Below are 22,720 nucleotides of genomic sequence, written 5' to 3'. Positions count from 1 at the left end.
CATTTTCCCGCTGCGACGCCGTTAACCCCGCTGCAAGGCCGGTATGCCGGCCAGGGGAGCGTGCATGCAAAACCTGTGGCGCTGGATTCTGGGATACGCGGATGCACCGCCACCGGCGGCGCGCGTGCCCGCCCGCGTGCGCGCGATGACGGCGCCCCCGACTGGCAGCGTCCACAGCGCCGAGGCGGCCGCCGCGGCGCACGAGGCGATGTCGCTGGCCCAGCTGGGCGACCGCTTCCATCGCTATGTACTGGGCCTGCCCGACTACCACGCCAACGAGCCAAGCCAGGAAGAACGCGCGATCCTCAAGCGCCTGCAGGCAACCTGCACCGCGTTCGACGTGCGCAGCCTGCCGCGCCTGCCCACCGTGCTGCCGCAGCTGCTGCGTTCGCTCAAGAGCGACACCGTGGGCGGCGCCCAGCTGGCCAAGCTGATCGGGCGCGACCCGGTGCTGGTGGGCGAAGTGATGCGGGTCAGCCGCAGCATCTACTACCGCACCCTGCATCCGATCCAGAGCCTGCAGCACGCGGTGGTGCTGCTGGGCCAGGACGGCCTGCGCCGGGTGGTGACGATGCACGTGATGAAGCCGATCCTGCACGCCAGCGCCGGCATGTTCGGCCACGTCGCGGGGCAGCGGCTGTGGGACCACGCCGAGCGCTGCGCGCACGCCTGCGCCTATCTCGGCAAGGGCAGCTCCGACCCGTTCGAGGCGTACCTGGCCGGCATCGTGTGCAACACCGGCACCGGCGCCGTGGTGCGCGTGCTCGATCAGGAGGCGCCGATGGAGCTGGGCCCGCTGACCAGCCACTTCCTCGCCGCCTGCGCGCAGCTGGCCGCCCAGCTGTCGCTGCGCGCGGCACGCCACTGGAACCTGCCGACCAACGTGTTGAACGCGCTGGAAGAGCGCACGGTGGCCGGCATGCCGCCGGAGAGCTCACTCGGCCGCGCCCTGCTGTGCGCCGACACGCTGGCGATGGCCCAGGTGCTGGGCGAACACGCGCTGGCCGCGCCGGATACGGATCTGAGCACCGCCTGGCCGGAGTTCTTCACCCCGGCCATGATCGAACGCTGCCAGCAGGACCTGCGCCGGCAGTTCCGCGACGCCGACGCCCGCGCGTGCTGACGCCGCGCAGTGGCGGCATCAGCTCGACCCGATCCATCCGACGGATTCGACGCGTAGCGACTCAGCGCGTGCCGGGCCGGCTGGCGCGCACATCGGCGTCCAGCTTGACGGCGACCAGCCCCGCGCCGTCGCGCAGCAGCACGCCCAGCGCTTTCGCATAGACCGCTTCGGCCGAGCCGGCCGCCACCTTGGTGGTCGGCGCCACGGCGTACTGGTGGGTGCTCAGGTAGCCGCTGGCGTTGATCGTGCAGCGCAGGGACAGCTCCAGCACCACGGTGTCCGGTGCGTCGTCGGTATTCACTTTCATCTCCGCCTTGATCTCGTCGCAGGCGATGGTGAGGTTGGGAAAGTAATCCTGCTGCACGCCCGCACGCAGTTGCGCTTCCAGCGCGGTGGCCAGTGGCGGATCGGGCAGGAACTTCAGCGTGTCGTCCAGCCCGCGCAACTCCACCTGCTCCGGACCGGGCGCGAGGATCAGCCACGGCGCCTGGTTCGGCACCACCAGCGTGCCCAGCGCCACCGGCGTGCGCGTGTCGTGACCGCAGGCGGCCAGAAGAAGGGTGCCGGCAATGGCCAGTGTGCGTTTCATGACAGTGATTCCCCCTGAGACAACGTCGGAATCTAACCCGCGGCATCGCCACGATCAATGCCGAGCTCGGCTTTGGACGTCCATTTGCGAATGCGCGCACGTTGCGTCGGCCGCCTGCAACCATCAGATGTGCCGGCGCGTATATCCAGGTGACAAAAGCGTGCCGCATGCGGTCCCGCACAGCGCATGGCGTTACGCTGCCGGGATAGCAGCAGGACCCTTCTGCAGGGGTGAGGCGCTAAGGTACGCCAGCGGAGCGCCGATAAGGATCAACGGCGCAGCGACGGCACGCGCGAACCGCGGCGCGTGCCGCCCATACACAATGATCGGCCCGCCTTTCGACGGACAGCACGGCGCAGATCGGTTTGGAAGGCAGCCATGGTTCGATCCACCCTCGTGCGCTCCGCGCTCTCGCTTTTCGCCGGCCTGGCATTCGCCGGAGCCGCCGGCGCGTCCGGTGTCACCGTCACCGTGCGCGACCGCCAGGGCCAGCCCGTGCGCGACGCGGTGGTCTCGCTGCTGCCGCTGGATCGCCCCGCCCCGCCCGCCGGCGACACCAGCGCGGTGATCGACCAGCGCAACCTCAGCTTCATGCCGCAGGTGCTGGTGGTGCAGACCGGCACCCGCGTCACCTTTCCCAACAGCGACAATGTGCGCCACCAGGTGTACTCGTTCTCGCCGGCCAAGCGCTTCGAGCTGAAGCTGTACGCCGGCAACCATGCCTCCACCGAGCGCTTCGACCAGGCCGGCATCGTCACGCTCGGCTGCAATATTCACGACTGGATGCTCGGCTACGTGGTGGTAGTGGACACGCCGTGGTTCGCCAAGACCGGCGACGACGGGCAACTCGCCATCGCCAACGTTCCCGCCGGCCGCTACACGCTGCAGCTGTGGCATCCGCGCCAGGCCTCGGGCATGGCGCCGACCAGCGAGACGGTGACGCTTGACGCCGCCACGTCGCTCCAGCGCAGCTACACGCTCGCCCTGCACCCGGCCGAGCAGACCAACCAGCCCCCGCCCGACCTGGAAATGGGCCTGGGCGCACGCATGCAGGACGACCATGCGCATTAAGTTCCGCGCCCGCCTGTCGCTGCTCCTGCTGGCGCTGTTTGTGCTGGTGCAACTGCCCACCTTCTTCGCGTTCTATTACGCCACCCGGCAGAGCGCGCTGACCCAGGCGCAGACGCGACTGGCCTCGGGCGCGCGGGTGTTCGCCGATCTGCTCAGCACGCGCGGCGCGCAGTTGCTCGATGCCGTGCAGATCACCACCGCCGACTTCGGCTTCAAGCAGGCCGTGGCCACCGGCGACACGCCCACCATCCACTCCGTGCTCTACAACCAGGGCCATCGCATCTCGGCCGACCTGATGGTGCTGACCGATCTGGACGGCCGCGTGGTGGCCGGCCTCGACGCCGGCGGCCGCTCCATGCCGGTGGGCGACTGGGCGACGCTGGTAGCGCACGCGGATGCCCCCGCGGCCGGCACCACCATGACGCTGATCAACGGCCGCCCCTACCAGCTGGTGATCGTGCCGGTGCGTGCGCCCACCCGTATCGCCTGGGTCGGCATGGGCTTCGCCCTGGACGATAAGCTGGCGCACAGCCTGAAGGATCTGGCCGGCGTCGAGGTCACCTTCGTGGCCCGCGACGCCGGCGGACAGCGCTGGCTCTCCAGCACCCTCCCCGCACCCGGCGACACCGAGCGGCAGGCGCTGTTCGACGCCGCGGCCGGCCCCGGCCGTGCCGCGCAACCGAGGATGCTCGCCCTCGGCGGCCAGGAATACTTCACCCAGTGGCAGCCGCTGCAGGGCGGCGACGGCATGCTGGGCGCGCTGCTGCAGTTCTCGCGCAGCCAGGCGCTGGCCACCTATCGTTCGCTGGAGCACGAGCTGCTGCTGATCGCGGGCCTTTCGCTGATCGCCTCGCTGGCCGGCGCGCTGTGGCTGTCGCGCAACGTGACGCGGCCGGTATCGCAGCTGGCGGACGCCGCGCGACGCATCGGCCACGGCGACTATCTCGGCACGGTGGAGGTACAGCACAACGACGAGCTGGGTGAGCTGGCCCACGCCTTCAACGGCATGCAGCGCGGCATCGCGCGGCGCGAGCAGCAGATCGCCCACGCCGCCTTCCACGACAACCTCACCGCCCTGCCCAACCGCGCCAGCCTGCAGCAGGCGCTGGTGGACGCGCTGGTGCGCGCGGGCAACGCCGGCCACACGCTCGCCGTGCTGATGCTGGACGTGGACCGCTTCAAGGAAATCAACGACACCATGGGCCACGCCATCGGCGACCGCGTGCTGGTGGAGATCGGCCGGCGCCTGCGCGCCGGGCTGCGCGACGAGGACATGCTGGCCCGCTTCGGCGGCGACGAGTTCGTGGTGTTGATGGAAGGCATCGCCGCGGACGAGCTGGTGCAGCGCGCCGAGCAACTGCTGGCGACCGTGGGCGAGCCGATCCTGGCCGAGGCGATGGAGCTGTTCCTGGACGTCAGCGTGGGCATGGCGCTGTTCCCCGAGCACGGCGACACCGCCGAGGAGCTGCTGCGCCGCGCCGACATCGCCATGTACGACGCCAAGGAATCGCGCAGCCAGCTGCAGCTGTACCGCCCGGGCCGCGATGCCGAACACCTGTACCGGCTCTCGCTGGTCAACGACCTGCGCCGCGCGGTGCCCAACGGCGAGCTGCTGCTGTACTACCAGCCGAAGATGCAGCTGTGCAGCCGCCGCGTGGTGAACGTGGAGGCGCTGCTGCGCTGGCGCCATCCGCAGCACGGCATCATCCCGCCGGACGATTTCATTGCGCTGGCCGAGCACTCCGGCATCATCCGCACGCTCACCGACTGGGTGTTGCACGAGGTGATCCGCCAGTGCGCCGAGTGGTCAGCCGCCGGCATGGACATCGGCATCGCGCTCAACCTGTCGGCGATGGACCTGGGCAGCGGCGAGCTGCCTGACCTGCTGGCACGCCATCTCGCCCACTACCGCATCGATCCCAGCCAGCTGGTGCTTGAAGTGACCGAGACGGCGGTGATGCGCGACGCGCTCTACTCGCTGGAAGTGCTCAACCGGCTCAAGGCCTGCGGCGTGATGCTGGCGATCGACGACTTCGGCACCGGTTACTCCTCGCTGTCGCATCTCAAGCGCCTGCCGGTGGACGAGCTGAAGATCGACAAGTCATTCGTGATGGGCATGGCCGAGGACGAGGACGACGCGGTGATCGTGCGCTCCACCATCGAGCTGGCCCACAACATGGGGCTCAAGGTGGTGGCCGAAGGCGTGGAGACCGAGGCGGCGATGGAGATGCTGCGCAGCTTCCGCTGCGACAGCGCGCAGGGCTACCTGATCAGCCGGCCGATGGCCGCTGCCGACGCCACCCGCTGGCTCGCCGCCGCCACCGAGGAATTCGCCAGCCGCCCGGCCACCGGGCCTGCGGAGTGCGGTGCATGAGGGCGGCGCGCGGCGCATTCGCCCTGCTCGCCTGTCTGTTGCTGCCCGCACTGGCCCGCGCCGGCGACGGCCGCCTGCTCGCCACCGGCGGCGCCAGCATGGTCGAAGGCAGCGCGGGCGGCGGCCTGGTGCCGTGGGCGGTGCTGTCCGGCTACGCCACCCGCGAACAGGTCGGCGCCACCGCCTTCGTCACCCGCCTGGATCTGCCCGACTACCGGCTCGACGCGCACGGCGCGGCCTTCACCTGGCACAACCGGCTGGAGCTGTCGGTGGCGCGCGACCGCTTCGACCTCGGCACGCTGGGCGAGGCGATCGGCATGCCCGGCGCCGCGCTGCGCCAGGACGTGTTCGGCGCCAAGCTGCGGCTGACCGGCGACGCGGTGTACGGACCGTTGCCGCAGATCTCGCTGGGCGTGCAGCACAAGCACAACCTGGATTTCGCCATCCCGAAACTGGTCGGCGCGCGGCGCGACCGCGGCACCGACGTGTATCTCTCGGCCACTCAGGTGCTGCTGGCCGGCGCGGCGGGCTACAACCTGCTGTGGAACGTGACGCTGCGCTCCACCGACGCCAACCAGCTCGGCCTGCTCGGCTTCGGCGGCGACCGCGGCGGGCGCCGGCTGGTGGGCGAAGGTTCGCTGGCGCTGCTGCTGGACCCGCACGTGGCGGTGGGCGCGGAGTACCGGCAAAAGCCCGATCAGCTGTCCTTCGCCCGCGAAAACAACGCCTCGGACCTGTTCGTGGCGTGGTTCCCCAGCAAGCACGTGTCGCTGGTCGCGGCGTACGTCTCGCTGGGCGAGATCGCCGGTCTGCGCGACCAGCGCGGCTGGTATCTCTCGCTGCAGGGGAGCCTGTGATGCGCCTTCGCTTCGTGCTCGTCATCGCCCTGCTGGTGGCCGGCTGCGCGCGTGCGCCGGCGAAAGCGCCGACGCTGTACGACGAACTTGGCGGCCAGCCCGGCGTGGCGGCGATCACCGAGAACCTGCTCGATGCCTTCGCCGCCGATCCGCTGGTAGCGCCCACGTTCGCGCACGTGGACATCACCCGCTGGAAGCGCGTGTTCGCCGACTACGTCTGCCAGACCGCCGACGGCCCCTGCCGCTACACCGGCGACTCGATGGAGGAGGTGCACCGCGGCATGAACATCAACGAGGCGATGTTCAACGCGGTGGTGGAAGACCTAATCACCGCGATGAACCGCCAGCACGTGCCGGTGCGCGTGCAGAACCGCCTGATCGCCCGCCTTGCACCCACCCGCGCGCAGATGCTCTACCGCTGAGAGGGCCCAGAGGCGCCGGCTCAGCCGGTCGCCTCGGGATGGCGCGCCAGCCACGCGGCCAGCGCCTTGCGGTAACGCTCCATGGCCTGCTCGTGGATATCGTGGATGCACGGCACGCAGCCCTCGCCGCAGCAGTCGAGGGCGTCCGGCTCCACCGGCGGCTGCGGCTTCGGATCGTCGTCCATGGCGCCCACGCATCAACCCTTGGGCTTGCGGAACCGGTAGACGAACTGGTCGGTATGGCCGCGGATCGACTTGTCGAACACCTTGATGTCGTGCGGATCCTTCGGATTGCGCAGCACGTTGCTCTCGCCGTCGAACACGAAGCCGGCCGACTCCACCTGCTGTTTCACGATCGCCGGATCGATCCGGTGCAGCGTGTCGGTGTCGCGCATGCCGGAGCCGGCCGGCGCCACGTGGTCGACCACCACGAACAGGCCGCCGGGCTTGAGCGCGGCGAACACCTGCTTGTCGAACGCCACCGGATCGAGACTGCCCATGAACTTGTCCGGGTAGTCGTGGTAGTTCTGCGAGGTGAACACCAGGTCCACCGGTTCGGGTGTGGAGAACTGCGCCGCCGGCTGCACCAGCACGGTGATGTTCGCGTAGTGCGGATCGCTGGCGAGCTTGCGCAGGTTGGCCGAGTCCGAGCCGGACTCCTTGTCGTAGGCGTCCGGCCAGATGCCGAAGACCTTGCCCCCGGGCCCGACGATGGCACTGAACACGCGGCTGAAATAGCCGCTGCCGGGAATCAGGTCGACCACCTTCTGCCCCGGCCTCACCTCTGCAAAGGTCATCAGGGCGGCGATCTGGCGGCGCTCGTCGTTCGCCGCGTCGAGCTTGCGCGCGGGGTCGGCCACCGCGCTGCGCACGTAGTCGGGAGTGTTCGCGGCATGCCGCGATGCGCCACCGGCCGAGGCGGCGAGAGGCAGGGCAAGCACGAGCATGGCGGCAAGCAGGGTCGGGCGCATGGCGTATCTCCGCAGCGAAAGGAGTGGACAGTGTGCACCCAAGATCCCTCATGGTGGCCATGACCTGTGCCACATCCCACCGTCCATCGCCCGCGGTTGCCGCGGACTGCGGCGCGTAGTAGTAGTGAGGCATCCCGCGCCGAAGGGCCGGAGCGCAACAAGGAAGCCGCCGATGACCCTGCTCCTCGCGTGCGTGTTCGTGCTGTTGCATGCGTCGGCCATCTTTTTCCTGCCCGCCTTCGCGATGCAGGTGTCCTACGTTTTCCTGCTGGCGGCACCCGCACTGGCCTGCGCGGCGGCGCTGCGCCGCAGTGCACGCGACGGCTGGCGGCACAGCCGCGGCTGGCTGCTGGTCGCGCTGGCGATGGCGTCATGGACGCTGGGCATGGCGGCCAGCCTGCGCCAGGACCTGTTCCTGGCCAACGCCAACGCTGCCCCCGGTGACAGCACCCTGCTGTTCATCCTGTTCGGCGTGCCGATCGTGCTGGCGGTGTCCGCCTCATACGTGGAAGGCGACTCGGTGCTGCTGCGGGTGATCGATGCGGCGCTCGCGCTGGCGCTGGGCTACCTGTTCTATGTGCACACCTTCAGCCTGATCACCCTGCACGGCGCCAGCAGCATGATCCAGGCGCTGCGGGTGGCACTCATGTTTGACGCCGAGAACCTGTTCCTGCTGGCGGCCGCGGCGATCCGCCTGACCGCGGCCGACCGCCGCGGCGAGCGCCACTTCTACCGCACCATGGTGGTGTTCACCGGGCTCTACGCGGTGGCCACCTTCTACTACAACCACTTCGTGGCGCTGGGCGACCATCCGGACTTCGGCTCGCTGCGCGATCCCCTGATCGACATCGCCTTTCTCGCTTTCGCCCTCCAGGCATGGCGCGATCCCGACGGACGCCGCCGGCTGCGGCGTCCCTCGCCCGCCCTCTCCCGGGTGGTGCGAACCGCCAGCCCGCTGCTGATGGCGCTGGCGCTGCTGGTGGTGTCGGTGGTGGTGCTGCGCGAGCGCTTCTACCTGGGCGTGGCAGGCATCGGCGTGGCAGTGCTCGGCTACGGGGTGCGCACCACGCTGGTCCAACTCAAGCATATGCAGACCGAAGAGGGGCTGATCAGGCAACGCCATGCACTGGAAGAACTGGCCCACACCGACGGCCTCACCGGGCTGGCCAACCGGCGTGTGCTGGACGAGATGCTGGAGCGCGCGTGGATCCTGCAAGAAAGCGCCTCGCAACGCGTTGCCGTGCTGATGATCGACGTCGATCACTTCAAGAAGCTCAACGACCGTTATGGTCATGCCGCCGGCGACGCCTGCCTGCGCATGGTGAGTCGGGCGCTGCTCGGTGCAACGGGCCGGCCCGGCGATGTGCTGGGCCGCTACGGTGGCGAGGAGTTCGCGCTGGTGATGTTCGGGCGCTCGCTGCAGGTGGCGCTGCAGGTGGCCGAGCGCCTGCGCGCCGCGGTCGAGAAGCTCGCGATCGCCAACGCCGACAGCCCCTACGGCATCATCACGGTCAGCATCGGAGCGGCCAGTTGTCTCGTTGCCGAACGCTCGCTGGAAGCCCTGCTGGCTACCGCGGACAGCGCGCTCTATGCCGCCAAGCAGCAGGGCCGCAACCGGGTGGTCGGGCTGGAGTGAGTCAGCCGGGCAGACGCCAGCTTCCAAGCGTTTCGTAGTCGCTGGCACCGACTTCGCTGTGCAGCAGCAGTACCCGATCCACCGGCCATGCGATCGGCGCCACCTCGATGGGTGCGGGCAGATCGCGCTGACCGTAGGCGAGCGTGACATGCGGAGTGAAGCTGCGCTCAATCTGCCCGCCCAGCCGCACCAGCGACAGCTCGCGCCGCAATTGCTCCCACAGCGTCTGCAGCGCGGGCGATGCCTGCGTGCTGCGCAGCACGCACGGCGGCCGTCGCCCCGTGAAGCTGGCGACCTGATCGGGCAGCCAGGTGAAGGGCGCCACACGCACCTTGCCGATTGCGGCACGCGCCGCTTCCAGCAGCGAAGGCCGCAAGGTGGGATGGTCGCCAAGAAAGGCCAGGGTGAGGTGATAGCGCGCCGGCTTCACCCAGCGTGCTTCGATGCTGCCGCTCTCACGAAGTGCACTTGCCGTGGCGGCGATCTGCTCGCGCACCGGTTCGGGGGGAACCAGCGCAAAGAACAGGCGATGCAGCGGCCCGGCCGGCTCCTCCAGCCCTGGCAGGCCAGCCTGCGGCTGGTCGGCATCACTCATGGCTGGAACCTGCGGTGACGGCGGGTGCAGCGAAACTCATTCGTCACGTGGAAAATCTCACAAACACGGGGCCGCAGTGTGCCATGCACAGCGCGAATCAGCCGCCCCAGGTCTGCACCGGCGTGGGCACCGCGCGATGCGTCGCCCATTCGGCGCGCTCGTGGCGACAGCTGGGACTGCCCATGGCGAACTTGCGGCAGATCGCCGGGCGGTCGGCGTAGATGCTGCAGCGGAAATCCAGCGGATCGACCGCCGCGCACCAGCCGTCCTCGCCCTTGGCCAGGGTCTGGAAGCCGCGTGCGTCCTCGTGCACCAGCCAGCGCGGCACGCGATCCTCCGGCATCAGCACCACGGTGAGGCGGCAGCACACCGCCTCGCAGGTGTCGCATTGCACCGACGGGTCCACGCGCTGGTGATAGCGCTCGCGCTGGGGCGAAAGCTCAGACATGCCCGGCCCGTCGTGCGTCGACGAAGGCCTTGGCCTGCTCCAGCATCCATGGGCCAAGGTGGGCGTCGGCCAGGGTCTTGCGGGCCTGCGGATAGGGCTGGTGCATCACTTCGTCTCCGGCGAGGGAGACGGTGAAGCTGTCCACGCTGCAGCGGATCAGATAACCGCAGTAGCGGGTCATCAGCGGCAACGTGGTGACCGGCGGCGGAGCGACGCGACGTGCGGACATAGGCGGGATCCTTTTTCGTGCATGCCGCATGCGCCCGTTCCGCCCAGCCCACGGAAGCCTCCGCAAGGCATGACGGCGAAACATGGTGGGCAGGGAGCGGCGGCGGGCGCACGTGCAGCGCACGTGCGAGGGCGCGGGAGCTGTGCAGCAATGGCGGCCCCGCGAAGAGACAACCGCGGCAGCATAGCGGACCGGGGGTTACGCGAATGTTCCCGCGCGCGCTTACAGCCACGTAACTTCGCGCGGCGCATGCTGTGTCGGGTTGGTGTTAGCCTGCTGTTTCCTGCACGCCGGCGCCATGCCTGCCCTGCAATCCACCACGACCGGCGATTGGCCGGCGCGGCTCCTGATCCGTTTCGGATCGCTACCTGAAAGGCCCGCCATGACCTCGCCCAAGACCGAAATGTCCGTGCAGTACATCCACAACGTCTACAGCATGGACAAGAGCAAGCTCACGGCGAAGCCGGCAGCACCGCGCGCCGCAGCCGGCAAGGAGGCCGCCGTGGCCAAGGCAGCCAAGCCGCGCGGCAAGAACGCCCCGCTCAAGTAAGACCCGCTCACGCAAGATCTGCCGCGGCGCGAACGCGCCGCCCGGCACCCGCCGAACGAAACGCGGGCGCTTCGCGGATGGCCGCCATCACCTGATCGCGCAGCCAGGCATGGCTGGCATCGTCGTGCCGCGATGCCAGCCAGTAGGCGTGGATCGGCACCGGCTTGAGCTTCAGCGGCAGCGGTTGCAGTGACAGCGGCAGCAACGCGGCGAGACCGGCGGCGTACGAGGCCGGCAGCGTCAGCAGCAGGTCGCTCGCGGCCACCACCTGGCAGGCGGCGAAGTAGTGCTGGCACACCAGCCGCAACTCGCGGTCGCGGCCGTCCTGCTGCAACAGCAGGTCCAGCGCGATCGGCTCGCCCAGCGAGGACACCGCCACGTGCTGCGCGGCAAAGTAATCGGCACGGCGTAGCGCGCGACCATCCAGCGCGTGGCCGCGGCGCATCGCCACCACCAGCGGCTCGTCCAGAAGGTGCTCGCTCGCCACGCGCGATCCCGCGCGCAGGCGCCGGTCCACGGCCAGGTCCAGCGTGCCGGCCACCAGTTCGCGCTCCACCTCGCCGGCCGCCACCCGCCGGCTCACGATGCGCACGCCCGGTGCATGCTCGGCCAGTCGCTGCATCAGCGGCGGAAAGGCAATCGACTCCAGCACGTCGCGAAAGCCGACGACAAAGCTCAGCTCCAGCGTCTGCGGCGAGAACGGCGCCTGCCGCTGCGTGGTCGCCTGCAGTCCCTTCAGGTGCAGCTGCACCTCGCCGATCATCCGTCGCGTGCGCTCGGTGGGCACCACGCGGTTGCCCTGACGCACGAACAGCGGATCGTCGAACTGCGCGCGCAGGCGGTTGAGCGCATGCGTCACCGCCGGCTGGGTCAGGTGCAGCGCGCGTGCCGCAGCGCTGATGCCGCCGTGTACGTGGATCGCGTCGAGTACGCGGAACAGGTTCAGGTCGATGCGGCGGGAGGCGGCGGGCATGCGGCGGTCCTTGCGAAATGGCGCGCCGAGCATATCAACGCCAGCGATGACCGCGCATAAGGCGCATGCATTTCAATGATTCCATCCGGAGGCGTACGCTCGGAGGATTGTCAGGACCCGCCTTGTGGATTTCTCGCACTCAGCCCGCAGCCGCGATCTGCTCGACCGCCTCGACCGCTTCATGCGCGAGGCGGTGATCCCCGCCGAACCGCTCTACGCCAGCCAGCTCGCCGGCGGCGCCGACCATCGCCAGTGGCGCCAGCCACCGATCATGGAAACGCTTAAAGAGCAGGCGCGCGCCGCAGGGCTGTGGAACCTGTTCCTGCCGCCCGGCGAACATGGGCCCGGGCTGTCCAACGTGGACTACGCGCCCTTGGCCGAACGCATGGGCCACAGCTTCATCGCGCCGGAAGTGTTCAACTGCAACGCCCCGGACAGCGGCAACATGGAAGTGCTCGCGCAGTACGGCTCGCCCGCGCAGCAGGCGCAGTGGCTGACGCCCCTGCTCGATGGAACGATCCGCTCGGCGTTCTGCATGACCGAGCCGGATGTCGCCTCCTCCGACGCCACCAATATGCGCGCCACCGCCACGCTGGATGGCGACGCCGTGGTGTTGAACGGGCGCAAGTGGTGGTCCACCGGCATCGGCCATCCGCACTGCCGCGTACTGATCTTCATGGGCCTGACCGATCCGCACGCGCCACCGCACGCGCGCCACTCGATGGTGCTGTGCCCGCTGGACGCGCCGGGCGTGCGCATCGAACGCATGCTTCCGGTGTTCCACGCGTACGACGAGCCGAGCGGCCACGGCGAGGTGAGCTTCGACCACGTGCGGGTGCCCGCGTCCAACGTGATCCTCGGCCTGGGCCGCGGCTTCGAGATCGCGCAGGGTCGACTTGGCCCCGGGCGCATCCACCACTGCATGCGCGCGATCGGCGCGGCCGAGCGTGCGCTCGCCCTGCTCTGCCGTCGCGCCGGTGAGCGCGTGGCGTTCGGCCAGCCGCTGGCGAAACTCGGCGGCAACGGCGACCTGATCGCCAACGCACGCATGGCGATCGAGCAGGCGCGCCTGCTCACGCTGAAAGCGGCGTGGACGCTCGATACACAGGGGGCGAAAGCCGCGCTCAGCCTGATCTCGCAGATCAAGGTGGCGGTACCCAACGTGCTGCAGCAGGTGGCCGACGCGGCGATCCAGATCCACGGCGGCGCGGGTCTTTCCGACGATTTCCCGCTCGCCGCGCTGTACGCGTATGCCCGCGTGTTGCGCCTGGCCGACGGCCCGGACGAAGTGCACCGCGCCGTGGTCGCCAAACTCGAACTCAAGGCCCAGCAGGGAGTGGACGCACGATGAGCGCCGCCATCGACCAGCCGCGCCCGGTGCGCGCCGAAGACGCCTTCGACCTCGCTCGCGTGGACGCCTTCCTCAAGCAGCACATCGACGGCCTGAGCGGGACGCCGGAGCTCGGGCAGTTTCCCGGTGGCGCTTCCAACCTCACCTACCTGCTGCGCTACGGCGAGCGCGAACTGGTGCTGCGCCGCCCGCCGCCCGGCGCCAAGGCGAAGTCCGCCCACGACATGCTGCGCGAGGCGCAGGTGATGACCGCGCTGCGCCCGCACTACCCGTACGCGCCGCGCATCCTCGCCACCTGCCACGACGCCGACGTGCTCGGCTGCGACTTCTACGTGATGGAGCGACTGGCCGGCGTGATCCTGCGCCGCGAACTGCCGGCCGACCTCGGCCTCGACGCCGCCAGCGTGCGCGCGCTGTGCACCGGCTTCATCGAGCGCCTGGTCGAGCTGCACCGCGTCGACACGCATGACCCGGCAATCGCCGCGCTGGGCAAGGGCGAGGGATACATCGCGCGGCAGGTCGCCGGCTGGAGCGAGCGCTACCGCCAGGCGCTCACCGAAGGCAGCGATCCGTGCGAAGACGTGATGACGTGGCTGGCGGACAAGCAGCCGCCGCACGAAACCGCGATCTGCGTGATCCACAACGACTACCGGCTGGACAACGTGGTGCTGGACCCGGCCGACCCGCTCACCATCACCGGCGTGCTGGACTGGGAGATGACCACCCTGGGCGATCCGCTGATGGACCTCGGCGGCGCGCTGGCCTACTGGGTGCAGGCCGACGACGACCCGGTTTTCCAGTCGTTCCGCCGCCAGCCCACGCACGCGCCGGGCATGCTCACCCGCCGCGAGGTGGTGGACTACTACGGCGAGCGCAGCGGCTGGAGCGTCGACCGGTTCGACTTCCACGAGGTGTTCGGGCTGTTCCGCCTGCAGGTGATCGTGCAGCAGATCTACCGCCGCTTCGCGCTGGGGCAGACCAGCAACCCGCAGTTCGCCGGCTTCGGCGACGCGGCGAAGTACCTGGCCCAGCGCTGCCGCCGGCTGATCGCCGCCTCGGGCCTCTGAGCATGGGCGACCTGCTGCTGATCCGCCACGGCCAGGCCAGCTTCGGCGCGGCCGACTACGACCGGCTGTCGCCCGTGGGCGAGCAACAATCGCTGAGCCTCGGCGCGTGGCTGGCCGCGCACGAGGCGCCTCCCGCACACGTGGTGCGCGGCGCGTTGCGGCGCCATGCGCAGACCGCCGAGCACTGCCTGCGCGCTGCCGGCCTCGACGCGCCGGTGGAAGTGGTGTCCGCGCTGGACGAGCTGGACCACGTCGAATTGCTCGCCCGTCATCGCCCCGACCTCGATGGCCACGAAGCGCTGGCCGCCGAACTTCGCGCGGCCGCCGACCCGCACCGCGCGTTCCAGCAGATGTTCGTCGCGGCGGTGGACCGCTGGACCGCCGGCGCGCACGACCACGAGTACCTCCGCCCCTGGCCGCAGTTCCGCCGCGGCGTGCTCGAGGCGCTGACCGCCCTCGCCGCCCGCGCCCGCGACAGCGAGGGCGACACCTGGGTGGTGACCTCCGGCGGGCCCATCGCGGTGATTGCCGCCCACCTGTTCGGCACGCCGCCGGAGCGCAGCTTCGCGCTTAGCTGGCCGCTGGCAAACACCGGCCTGAGCCGCGTACGCGTGAACGGCTCCGGCCCGCAGATGGTCACCTACAACGCCTGGCCGCACCTGGCTGGCGACACCGCCCTGCTCACCTATCGCTGATTCGACATCGAGGACACCCGCATGACCACCGAGCTGTTCGACCTCACCGGCAAGATCGCCCTCGTCACCGGCGCCAGCCGCGGCATCGGCGCCGAGATCGCCCGCCTGTTCGCGGCGCAGGGTGCGCACGTGATCGTCTCCAGCCGCAAGCAGGAGGACTGCCAGACCGTCGTCGACGGCATCGTCGCCGACGGCGGCAGCGCCGAGGCGCTCGCCTGCCACATCGGCGAGATGGCGCAGATCGAGGCGCTGTACGCGGCCATCGACGCGGCTCACGGTCGGCTCGATGTATTGGTCAACAACGCCGCCACCAACCCGTACTTCGGCCCGATCACCGACACCGACCCGGCGATCTTCCAGAAGACCGTCGACGTCAACATCCGCGGCTACTTCTACATGTCCAGCCACGCGGCGAAGCGCATGGCGAAGAACGGCGGCGGGTCCATCGTCAACGTCGCCTCGGTCAACGGCGTGGTGCCCGGCTTCCAGCAGGGCATCTACTCGATCACCAAGGCCGCGGTGATCTCGATGACCAAGGCCTTCGCGGTGGAGTGCGCCGAGGCCGGCGTGCGCTGCAATGCGCTGCTGCCCGGCCTCACCGACACCAGGTTCGCCTCGGTGCTGGTCAACACCCCAGCCATCCTCAAGCAGGCGCTGGCGCACGTGCCGATGCGCCGCGTGGCGCAACCCTCGGAGATGGCCGGCGCCGCGCTGTACTTCGCCAGCGCAGCGTCGTCCTACACCACCGGCGCCGTGCTCAATGTCGATGGCGGCTATCTCTCCGTCTAGCCGCTTTGCTCCCTCTCCCCTGGACAGCTTCACCGTCCGGTGGAGAGGGCCGGGGTGAGGGGGAAAGCCTTTCGCCGCTCACCGATAACGTCCAAAAGCAAAGCGCCCCCTCACCCAACCCTCTCCCCCCGCAGAGCCAGGGGAGAGGGCTCAAGCGAAACACCCGCGATGATCGCTACCTCACCTCAGCTCCCACGCCTTGCCCCCTCTCCCCTGAACAGCTCCACCGTTCGGGGGAGAGGGTTGGGGTGAGGGGGAAAGCCTTTCGCTTCTCACCGATAACGTCCAAACCCCAAGCGCCCCCTCACCCAACCCTCTCCCCCGGCAAAGCCGGGAGAGAGGGCTCCAAGCCAGGAGCCCGCCGATGACCGACCTCCCAGCTCACCGCCTCGCCGGCAAGCGCGCCTACATCACCGGCGCGGCCGGCGGCCTCGGCGCCGCCATGGCCAAGCTGTTCGCCCGTCACGGCGCCAGGGTGTACCTCACCGACATCGACGGCGACGGCGCGCACGCGCAGGCCGCCGCCATCAATGCCGAGCACGGCGACACCATGGCCTGGGCCGCCGCGCAGAACGTGCGCGACGAGGCCCCTTGGCCGCAGCTGCTGGAACAGGCCGCGCAGGCCATGGGCGGCCTCTCGGTGCTGGTGAACAACGCCGGCATCGGCGCGCTCGGTGGTGTCGAGAGCCTCGCCACCAAAGACTGGCAGCGCGTGATGGGCGTGAACGTCGAGGCGGTCTACTTCGGCTGCAAGTACGCCCTACCCTGGCTGAAACAGAGCCAGCCCGGCTCGATCATCAACATCTCCTCAATGGCGGCGTTCAAGGTCGACCCCGACTACACCGTCTACAACGCCTCCAAGGCCGCAGTCGCCTCGCTCAGCAAGTCGGTGGCGATCGACTGCGCGCGCCAGCAGCTCGCCGTCCGCTGCAACTCGATCCATCCCGCCTTCATCCGCACCGGCATCGTCGAGCCGTTCTTCCAGCAGCTGGGTGAAGAGGAGACCATCCGCAAACTCACCCGCGGCAATCCGATGCGCCGCCTCGGCGAACCGGACGACGTGGCCTATGCCGCGCTCTACCTTGCCTCCGACGAAAGCCGCTACGTCACCGCCGCCGAGCTGCGCGTGGATGGCGGCGCTTCCGCCGTGTGATGCATCGCTTTCACGCCCGAGCGAAGACGCTGGACCCCAGCGTGCTCTGGGGTGACGAGCCCCTTGTCTGCCGCGTATCGGGCAAGCCATAACTCCCTGCTCCAACCCATACCCATCTATCCGTCATCCCGGCGAACGCCGGAGACGCTCTTCAACGGCGAAAGCCGGTCATCCAGTGACTTTCAACTTCAGAAGATCACGAGGCCCACCATGCCCCTCATCAACCGCCAACTCCGCCTCAAGACCCGCCCCGAAGGCCTGGTACAGCGCGACAACTTCGACCTCGTCGAAACGCCCGTTCCCGAGCTGAAAGACGGCGAAGTCCTCATCCAGACCCTCTACATCTCCATGGACCCCACCAACCGCGTGTGGATGCGCGACATCCCGCAGTACCTGCCCCCCGTCGCCATTGGCGAAGTGATGCGCGCGCTCGGCCTGGGCCGCGTGGTGAAGTCACGCTCCTCGCACTACGCCGAAGGCGATCTCGTGCAGGGCATCACGGGCTGGCAGGACTACCTGGTGCTCAACGAGAGCGCCAAAGGCTACGTGCGCCTGCCCGCCGATCCCGGCATCCCGCTGCCCACCCTGCTCGGCGCGGCCGGCATGAGCGGCGTCACCGCCTACTACGGCATGACCGACATCGCCCCGGTGCAGCCGGGCGAAACGCTGGTGGTCTCCGCCGCCGCCGGCTCGGTCGGCTCTATCGCCGGCCAGATCGGCAAGATCCACGGCGCCCGCGTGGTCGGCATCGCCGGCGGCGCCGACAAATGCCGTTACCTCATCGACGAACTCGGCTTCGACGCCGCCGTCGATTACAAAGCCGCCGACTTCAAGCAGCAGCTCAAGGCAGCCACCCCCGACGGCGTGCACGTCAACTTCGAGAACGTCGGCGGCGAGGTGATGAAGGCGGTGCTCGCTCGCATGAACATCGGCGGCCGCGTCGCCCTCTGCGGCCTGATCGCCGGCTACAACTCCGGCGAGAAGCCCAGCGACGACTTCAGCCCCTTCATCATGAAACGCCTGCGCATGCAGGGCTTCCTGGTGCTCGACTACACCAAGACCAAGGAAGCGGTGCACGCGATCACGGGGTGGATTCGCGAAGGGAAGCTGAAGACCGAAGAGACGATGGCCGAAGGGCTGGAGAACGCACCGGTGGTGTTGAATCGGCTGTTCGATGGCAGCCATCGCGGCAAGCTGGTGCTGCACGTCAGCGACTGAGCCGACCTGCCTCCACGTCCGACGCAGGCTTTCCGCCCGCGTCGGGCGTGACTCGGCCAAGGCAGCTAGAAGTGCAGCCCCAGCGGCGCGTCGCAGTGGTATTTCGCCTCTGCACTCGCCACGTTGCCCGGCGAAATGTGCCGCGCGGCCAGCTGTCCCGGGCTGAGGTGCTTCCAGACATCGACATCAATGCAGTGACGGCTGGTGATGCCGAATGCCCGTTGGGTCGTGCGCATCACCGCACCAATGCCCTGATCCGTCGGATCGATCAGATGAATACCCGGCGCGTAGGTCGCATCCGAACCCGGCACCCCATGGACCACATCGGCACGCTGCGCCGCGTGCAGGCGCGCCGCGAAGCCGCCATCGTCCACGGTATTTCTTTCAATGCCGCGCAGGTCTGGGGTGCTGATCACGAGGCGGCTGCTAGCCGTTTGCACTTCATTCGAATCAGGGCTTCGCCCAGGAATGAGCCTCACAGCTTGCGATGGTGCCAATCGACTGTGGGGACTTGTCCCAGCGAATGCGCTGCGCCGCGTATGGGAGACAGGCTTCACCAAACGATGCGGGACGCTTGAGTGCGGGCCCCGGATGAAACGTAGCTCCAGCGCCGAGGCCGTATCGTCACTGCTCTCGATCGAAGGTCGCCAATCGGATGCCGGCCGCAACAAAAACAACCCGAGCCATATGTGCCCGCCGATCGCAACGACGAAAGCTGCTATCCGGTAACCCGATACTCGATGCTGCCCTGGTGGCCACCGCGCTCTTTGCATTGTCGGCCCTCCATGCCACATGTTGTGGATGGACCGTCAAATGGCGAGCGAAGTTCTTTTGATGACTGCTGTCGGTGGCAGAGAACACCGCGACCACCGGCACACGTCCGTCATTTCACCCGCAAAGCAAGAGCCTTCGTGCGCCTTCGGCGCCCGAGTTACTTTCTCTTGGGTCGCCAAGAGAAAGTAACCAAAGAGAAGGCGACCCTCCTCGGCACTTGCCGGGCATGCTGCCCGGCAAGTCCGTGAGTCGCGGCCGGGCTTTTCGACAGGGCTCCTGCCCTGGCGAAAAGGCATCGGCATCCCTGCCGATGCCCCTGCGGGCCTGATCGTCCACGGCTCACTGCCTCACAAGGGAGGTGGAGATCAAAGGCAACGGCGAAGGCGAAGGCAAAGGCAACAGCAACAAGGCCAAGGCCAAGAGCAAAAGCAAACGCGATGGCGATCGCGTGGGCGATCGCCGAGCCCGGGCGCGCGTCGCGCGCTGCTTTTGACCTTCCCTCCCCTCTGCAGCGGCGGCCGGGCGGAGGATTAGCCCGAAGGGTGGCCGGCATGGATGCCGGCCAGTTTGGCGTCAGGGCAGGATGCCCTGTCGACAAACCCCGCAGCCCGGACGCGTACCTCCCGGGCCAGCGGCCCGGGAGGCGCGGAAGCGGGGTGGCTTTTCTCTTGGTTACTTCTCTTTGGCCACGCAAAGAGAAGTGACTCGGCCTCCGCAGGAGGACGAAACCGCTCTTGGCTGCTGGTCTCTAGGCGCCAAGCGAGAAACCAAAGCGCATTCCCGCATTCGCAGAAATGACGGCAAAAGGGCATGCAGCCAGTGCCGGCGCACAGCGCCGCTCCTCCATTCCCCTCTGCAGCGGCGGCCGGGCGGAGGAAAAGCCCGAAGGGTGGCTCGCATGGATGCGAGCCAGTTTGGCGTCAGTCCATGGCGACGGCATGGATGCCGGAGGTAGAGCAACGCAGGAGCAGTTGCCGGATGGACTGTCGACAAACCCCGCAGCCCGGACGCGTACCCCCCGGGCCAACGGCCCGGGAGGCGCGGAAGCGGGGTGGCCTTTCTCTTGGTTACTTCTCTTTGGCCAAGCAAAGAGAAGTGACTCGCCCTCCGAAGGAGGACGAAATGCTCTCCAAAAAACAGCCAACTGCGCGACCAACTGCAAGCAACGAGCAAGGCCAGAATGGATTCCCGCTTTCGCGGGAATGACGGCAGAACGTGACACATGCGGCCACTCCGGCCCTTCTGCAGCGGCGGTCATGCGGGGAATCAGCTTGAAGGATGGCCTGCCGGATGCCGACGGCCTTGCCACCGAGCCCCAGGCGCCGCCCTTCAGCTCCGACCAGCTAAGCTGCCAACAATCCACCGAAAAACCTCCGCGTCCCGCCCGACACCGCCCCGTCGCCGCTGCGCTTCCCTTCCCGATCCGGTCGCCCATCGCGCCTCCGCGTCACCCTGGAGCGCCCCATGCCGGGTTACACCACGCGTCAGCTCACCGTCCTGCTCGGTGGGCACGGTTACCACATTCGTGCCTTGAGCGATCGCCAGCAGTTCGCCGATCCCGATGGACTGGCCGAGCGTGCCGGCATCGCGCCGGCGCTGTGGGCGCTGTTCGGGCAGGTGTGGCCGGCGGGTCGATTGCTGGCGCAGACCATGAGCACGCACGAGGTGGCGGGCAAGCGGGTGCTGGAGCTGGGTTGCGGGCTGGGCTTGTCGAGCCTGGTGCTGCAGCGGCGCAAGGCGGACATCACCGCCAGCGACCACCATCCGCTGGCGGAGCTGTTCCTGCGCCGCAACGCCACGCAGAACCAGCTGCCGTTCGTCGCCTACCGCGACCTGCCGTGGGAGATTCCCGACGCCACGCTGGGTCGCTTCGATCTGATCATCGGCAGCGACATCCTCTACGAGCGCGGCCACGCCGAACTGCTGGCGGGAATCATGGAGCGGCACGCCAGTGCTCACACGGAAATCCTGCTCACCGATCCGGGCCGCGGCAACAGCGCGCGCTTCAGCAAGGCGATGGCGCTGCAGGGTTACGGCGTGGAGGAACAGCGCAGCCGCTTCGATGCGAATGACCTGCCACCGTTCCGCGGCCGGCTGCTGAGCTACCGACGCGACGTGCTGATCGACATCGTCGTGGAACCGTCGCCGCTGCGCCCGTAAGCTGGGGCGATCCCCACCCTGCAGGAGACGCTCGATGGACTACGTGAAATTCGGCCGCACCGGGCTGGACGTCTCCCGGCTGTGCCTGGGCTGCATGACCTACGGCGAATCGACCCGCGGCAACCACGCCTGGACGCTGGACGAAGCAACCAGCCGCCCGCTGATCCGCCAGGCGCTGGATGCAGGCATCAACTTCCTCGATACCGCCAACGTGTATTCCGACGGCACCTCGGAGGAGTTCGTCGGCCGCGTGCTGAAGGAGCACGGCCAGCGCGACGCCATCGTGCTGGCGACCAAGGTGCACGGGCGTATGCATGCCGGGCCGAACGGCGCGGGGCTGTCGCGCAAGGCGATCATGAGCGAGATCGACCACAGCCTGCGCCGCCTGGGCACCGACTACGTCGACCTGTACCAGATCCACCGCTGGGACCCGACCACGCCGATCGAGGAAACCATGGAGGCGCTGCACGACGTGGTGAAGGCCGGCAAGGCGCGCTACATCGGCGCCTCGTCGATGTACGCGTGGCAGTTCGCCAAGGCGCAGCACGTGGCCGAGCGTCACGGCTGGACCCGCTTCGTCAGCATGCAGAACCACTACAACCTGCTCTACCGCGAGGAAGAGCGCGAGATGATGCCGCTGTGCCAGGACTCGGGTATCGCGGTGATCCCGTGGAGTCCGCTCGCCCGAGGCCGCCTCACCCGCGCCTGGGACGAAGCCACCGAGCGCACCCGCACCGACGCCTTCGGCAAGACGCTGTACAAGGTGCCCGATGCCGACCGCCGCGTGGTCGACGCCGTCGCGACCATCGCCGAGCGGCGCGGCGCGCCGAAGGCACAGGTAGCGCTGGCGTGGATGCTGTCCAAGCCCTTCGTCACCGCGCCGATCATCGGCGCCTCGAAGGCCACGCATCTGGAGGACGCCATCGCGTCACTGTCGCTGAAACTGGATACCGATGAGATCGCGGCGCTGGAAGAACACTACGTGCCACACGCCGTAGCGGGGCACTGAGACATCGCGCGTCGCGGCGTGCGCCAGGGCGAAAGCCGGAACCGTATGGCCCTTCGCTAACGATGCATGAGCAGGTGGACACCCAGCACGATGAAGCCGATCACGGTCATCACGACATAGGCGATGACACGCAGCCGGTAGAGGCGACGCAGATTCTTTGTTTGCATGGGAAACATGACCGGCTCTCCTTGCGCCGCGAGACGGTAGCAGACAATGCCGCCGCAAGCGCCGGGCGATGTGCGCTGGGCAGAGGCTGGGTGTGACGTCGATGGCGGTGAACATTGGAGCCAGAATTCACGGGGTGAAACCACGCGATGGCGCATCGCCTCGACGCTTCGAAAGCACCCCGCAAAGCGTTGCAGCACAACGCCTCACGTTACTTCGTAACACCACCGATTTTGCTTTAACTGCACATCGGACAGGCGTAGAATTCGCCGGGTCGAATCCTTCGATTCACACACGACCATGACCACCTCCAATCCGCGTTGGGCCATCTTCGCCAGTGGGCTGTTTGCCACGCTGACCGACGTTCCGCCAACGCACTGACGCCTTTCGCGTCGTGAGTCGCGTCCACCGGCCAGCACTGGCCTGATCCGGACGACGGCCGCCCCCTCGAACCGCCTGCACAGCGCGCCGATGCCTTGGCATCGGGTGGGCGACTGCAGC

At 68.5% G+C, this 22,720-nt stretch carries 24 protein-coding genes; 16 read left to right on the top strand and 8 right to left on the bottom strand.

Annotated features, from left to right (window positions below; all coding sequences use genetic code 11):
- Positions 1 to 64 precede the first annotated feature (64 nt).
- Entirely contained in the window at positions 65 to 1,123 is a 1,059-nt protein-coding gene (locus ISP17_RS15730) for an HDOD domain-containing protein (protein ID WP_404634886.1), read from the top strand.
- Positions 1,124 to 1,184: 61 nt separating this feature from the next.
- On the opposite strand, the gene ISP17_RS15725 is transcribed toward ISP17_RS15730, so the two are convergent.
- Positions 1,185 to 1,712, bottom strand: a complete 528-nt coding sequence (locus tag ISP17_RS15725) for a hypothetical protein (protein ID WP_404634884.1) — start codon at positions 1,710 to 1,712, stop codon at positions 1,185 to 1,187.
- Between the two features lie 378 nt (positions 1,713 to 2,090).
- On the opposite strand from ISP17_RS15725, the gene ISP17_RS15720 reads away from it, so the two are divergent.
- The 4 genes from ISP17_RS15720 to ISP17_RS15705 are packed head-to-tail and all read left to right on the top strand — an operon-like array spanning position 2,091 to position 6,436.
- Positions 2,091 to 2,783 carry a methylamine utilization protein gene (locus ISP17_RS15720; RefSeq protein WP_404634882.1) on the top strand — a complete coding sequence of 231 codons (693 nt, stop codon included), beginning with the start codon at positions 2,091 to 2,093 and terminating at the stop codon, positions 2,781 to 2,783.
- The gene (locus ISP17_RS15715; protein ID WP_404634880.1) at positions 2,773 to 5,157 is read left to right on the top strand and encodes a putative bifunctional diguanylate cyclase/phosphodiesterase; all 2,385 of its coding nucleotides are present in this window, start codon (positions 2,773 to 2,775) and stop codon (positions 5,155 to 5,157) included. Before ISP17_RS15720 ends, ISP17_RS15715 begins: the two co-directional genes overlap by 11 nt.
- Positions 5,154 to 6,014 carry a DUF3034 family protein gene (locus ISP17_RS15710; RefSeq protein ID WP_404634878.1) on the top strand — a complete coding sequence of 287 codons (861 nt, stop codon included), beginning with the start codon at positions 5,154 to 5,156 and terminating at the stop codon, positions 6,012 to 6,014. The genes ISP17_RS15715 and ISP17_RS15710 overlap by 4 nt, the downstream gene beginning before the upstream one ends.
- A complete protein-coding gene (locus tag ISP17_RS15705) occupies positions 6,014 to 6,436 on the top strand; it encodes a group I truncated hemoglobin (protein ID WP_404634876.1) in 423 nt (140 codons plus the stop codon). The genes ISP17_RS15710 and ISP17_RS15705 overlap by 1 nt, the downstream gene beginning before the upstream one ends.
- 20 nt (positions 6,437 to 6,456) lie before the next feature.
- Here ISP17_RS15705 and ISP17_RS15700 read toward each other — a convergent pair whose 3' ends face one another.
- A complete protein-coding gene (locus ISP17_RS15700) occupies positions 6,457 to 6,621 on the bottom strand; it encodes an oxidoreductase-like domain-containing protein (protein ID WP_404634874.1) in 165 nt (54 codons plus the stop codon).
- A 12-nt stretch (positions 6,622 to 6,633) separates the two neighbouring features.
- Positions 6,634 to 7,407, bottom strand: a complete 774-nt coding sequence (locus ISP17_RS15695) for a class I SAM-dependent methyltransferase (RefSeq protein ID WP_404634872.1) — start codon at positions 7,405 to 7,407, stop codon at positions 6,634 to 6,636.
- A 172-nt stretch (positions 7,408 to 7,579) separates the two neighbouring features.
- On the opposite strand from ISP17_RS15695, the gene ISP17_RS15690 reads away from it, so the two are divergent.
- Positions 7,580 to 9,043, top strand: a complete 1,464-nt coding sequence (locus tag ISP17_RS15690) for a GGDEF domain-containing protein (protein WP_404634870.1) — start codon at positions 7,580 to 7,582, stop codon at positions 9,041 to 9,043.
- 1 nt (position 9,044) lies between these two features.
- Here the strand turns inward: ISP17_RS15690 and thpR are convergent, their stop codons facing one another.
- From thpR to ISP17_RS15675, 3 genes are all read right to left on the bottom strand, one after another.
- A complete protein-coding gene (gene thpR, locus ISP17_RS15685; protein WP_404634868.1) occupies positions 9,045 to 9,638 on the bottom strand; it encodes an RNA 2',3'-cyclic phosphodiesterase in 594 nt (197 codons plus the stop codon).
- 97 nt (positions 9,639 to 9,735) lie between these two features.
- Positions 9,736 to 10,086, bottom strand: a complete 351-nt coding sequence (locus ISP17_RS15680; protein WP_404634866.1) for a YkgJ family cysteine cluster protein — start codon at positions 10,084 to 10,086, stop codon at positions 9,736 to 9,738.
- On the bottom strand, positions 10,079 to 10,315 hold the full coding sequence (locus ISP17_RS15675; protein WP_404634864.1) for a hypothetical protein: 237 nt from the start codon (positions 10,313 to 10,315) through the stop codon (positions 10,079 to 10,081). Before ISP17_RS15675 ends, ISP17_RS15680 begins: the two co-directional genes overlap by 8 nt.
- A gap of 382 nt (positions 10,316 to 10,697) precedes the next feature.
- Here ISP17_RS15675 and ISP17_RS15670 point away from each other — a divergent pair, with 382 nt between their 5' ends.
- Positions 10,698 to 10,865 carry a hypothetical protein gene (locus tag ISP17_RS15670; RefSeq protein ID WP_404634862.1) on the top strand — a complete coding sequence of 56 codons (168 nt, stop codon included), beginning with the start codon at positions 10,698 to 10,700 and terminating at the stop codon, positions 10,863 to 10,865.
- 7 nt (positions 10,866 to 10,872) lie between these two features.
- Here ISP17_RS15670 and ISP17_RS15665 read toward each other — a convergent pair whose 3' ends face one another.
- A complete protein-coding gene (locus ISP17_RS15665) occupies positions 10,873 to 11,838 on the bottom strand; it encodes a LysR family transcriptional regulator (RefSeq protein WP_404634860.1) in 966 nt (321 codons plus the stop codon).
- Positions 11,839 to 11,962: 124 nt separating this feature from the next.
- On the opposite strand from ISP17_RS15665, the gene ISP17_RS15660 reads away from it, so the two are divergent.
- The 6 genes from ISP17_RS15660 to ISP17_RS15635 all read left to right on the top strand — a co-directional run bounded on the left by ISP17_RS15660 (position 11,963) and on the right by ISP17_RS15635 (position 18,111).
- On the top strand, positions 11,963 to 13,189 hold the full coding sequence (locus tag ISP17_RS15660) for an acyl-CoA dehydrogenase family protein (protein ID WP_404634858.1): 1,227 nt from the start codon (positions 11,963 to 11,965) through the stop codon (positions 13,187 to 13,189).
- Positions 13,186 to 14,256: a phosphotransferase family protein gene (locus tag ISP17_RS15655; RefSeq protein WP_404634856.1), complete on the top strand. Its 1,071-nt coding sequence runs from the start codon at positions 13,186 to 13,188 to the stop codon at positions 14,254 to 14,256. The genes ISP17_RS15660 and ISP17_RS15655 overlap by 4 nt, the downstream gene beginning before the upstream one ends.
- Positions 14,257 to 14,258: 2 nt before the next feature.
- Positions 14,259 to 14,951 carry a histidine phosphatase family protein gene (locus ISP17_RS15650; RefSeq protein ID WP_404634854.1) on the top strand — a complete coding sequence of 231 codons (693 nt, stop codon included), beginning with the start codon at positions 14,259 to 14,261 and terminating at the stop codon, positions 14,949 to 14,951.
- A 21-nt stretch (positions 14,952 to 14,972) separates the two neighbouring features.
- Positions 14,973 to 15,740, top strand: a complete 768-nt coding sequence (locus ISP17_RS15645; protein WP_404634852.1) for an SDR family oxidoreductase — start codon at positions 14,973 to 14,975, stop codon at positions 15,738 to 15,740.
- A 364-nt stretch (positions 15,741 to 16,104) separates the two neighbouring features.
- Positions 16,105 to 16,893: an SDR family oxidoreductase gene (locus ISP17_RS15640; RefSeq protein ID WP_404634850.1), complete on the top strand. Its 789-nt coding sequence runs from the start codon at positions 16,105 to 16,107 to the stop codon at positions 16,891 to 16,893.
- A 210-nt stretch (positions 16,894 to 17,103) separates the two neighbouring features.
- Positions 17,104 to 18,111, top strand: coding sequence for an NADP-dependent oxidoreductase (locus tag ISP17_RS15635; protein ID WP_404634848.1), 1,008 nt, complete (start codon positions 17,104 to 17,106; stop codon positions 18,109 to 18,111).
- A gap of 65 nt (positions 18,112 to 18,176) precedes the next feature.
- Here ISP17_RS15635 and ISP17_RS15630 read toward each other — a convergent pair whose 3' ends face one another.
- Positions 18,177 to 18,527 (bottom strand): hypothetical protein, encoded by a 351-nt coding sequence (locus ISP17_RS15630; protein WP_404634846.1) that lies wholly within the window; start codon positions 18,525 to 18,527, stop codon positions 18,177 to 18,179.
- Positions 18,528 to 19,243: 716 nt separating this feature from the next.
- Between ISP17_RS15630 and ISP17_RS15625 the strand changes: the two genes are divergently transcribed.
- The 3 genes from ISP17_RS15625 (at position 19,244) to ISP17_RS15615 (ending at position 22,054) form a co-directional block, all read left to right on the top strand.
- Entirely contained in the window at positions 19,244 to 19,378 is a 135-nt protein-coding gene (locus ISP17_RS15625; protein WP_404634844.1) for a hypothetical protein, read from the top strand.
- Positions 19,379 to 20,349: 971 nt separating this feature from the next.
- On the top strand, positions 20,350 to 21,045 hold the full coding sequence (locus ISP17_RS15620; protein WP_404634842.1) for a class I SAM-dependent methyltransferase: 696 nt from the start codon (positions 20,350 to 20,352) through the stop codon (positions 21,043 to 21,045).
- 34 nt (positions 21,046 to 21,079) lie between these two features.
- Complete coding sequence (locus ISP17_RS15615) at positions 21,080 to 22,054, top strand: aldo/keto reductase (protein WP_404634840.1); 975 nt, start codon at positions 21,080 to 21,082, stop codon at positions 22,052 to 22,054.
- Positions 22,055 to 22,720: the final 666 nt, after the last annotated feature.

It is taken from the genome of Dyella ginsengisoli (assembly GCF_044904665.1).
GTDB lineage: Bacteria > Pseudomonadota > Gammaproteobacteria > Xanthomonadales > Rhodanobacteraceae > Dyella_A > Dyella_A ginsengisoli.
This window is presented reverse-complemented; position numbering and strand designations above follow the sequence as displayed.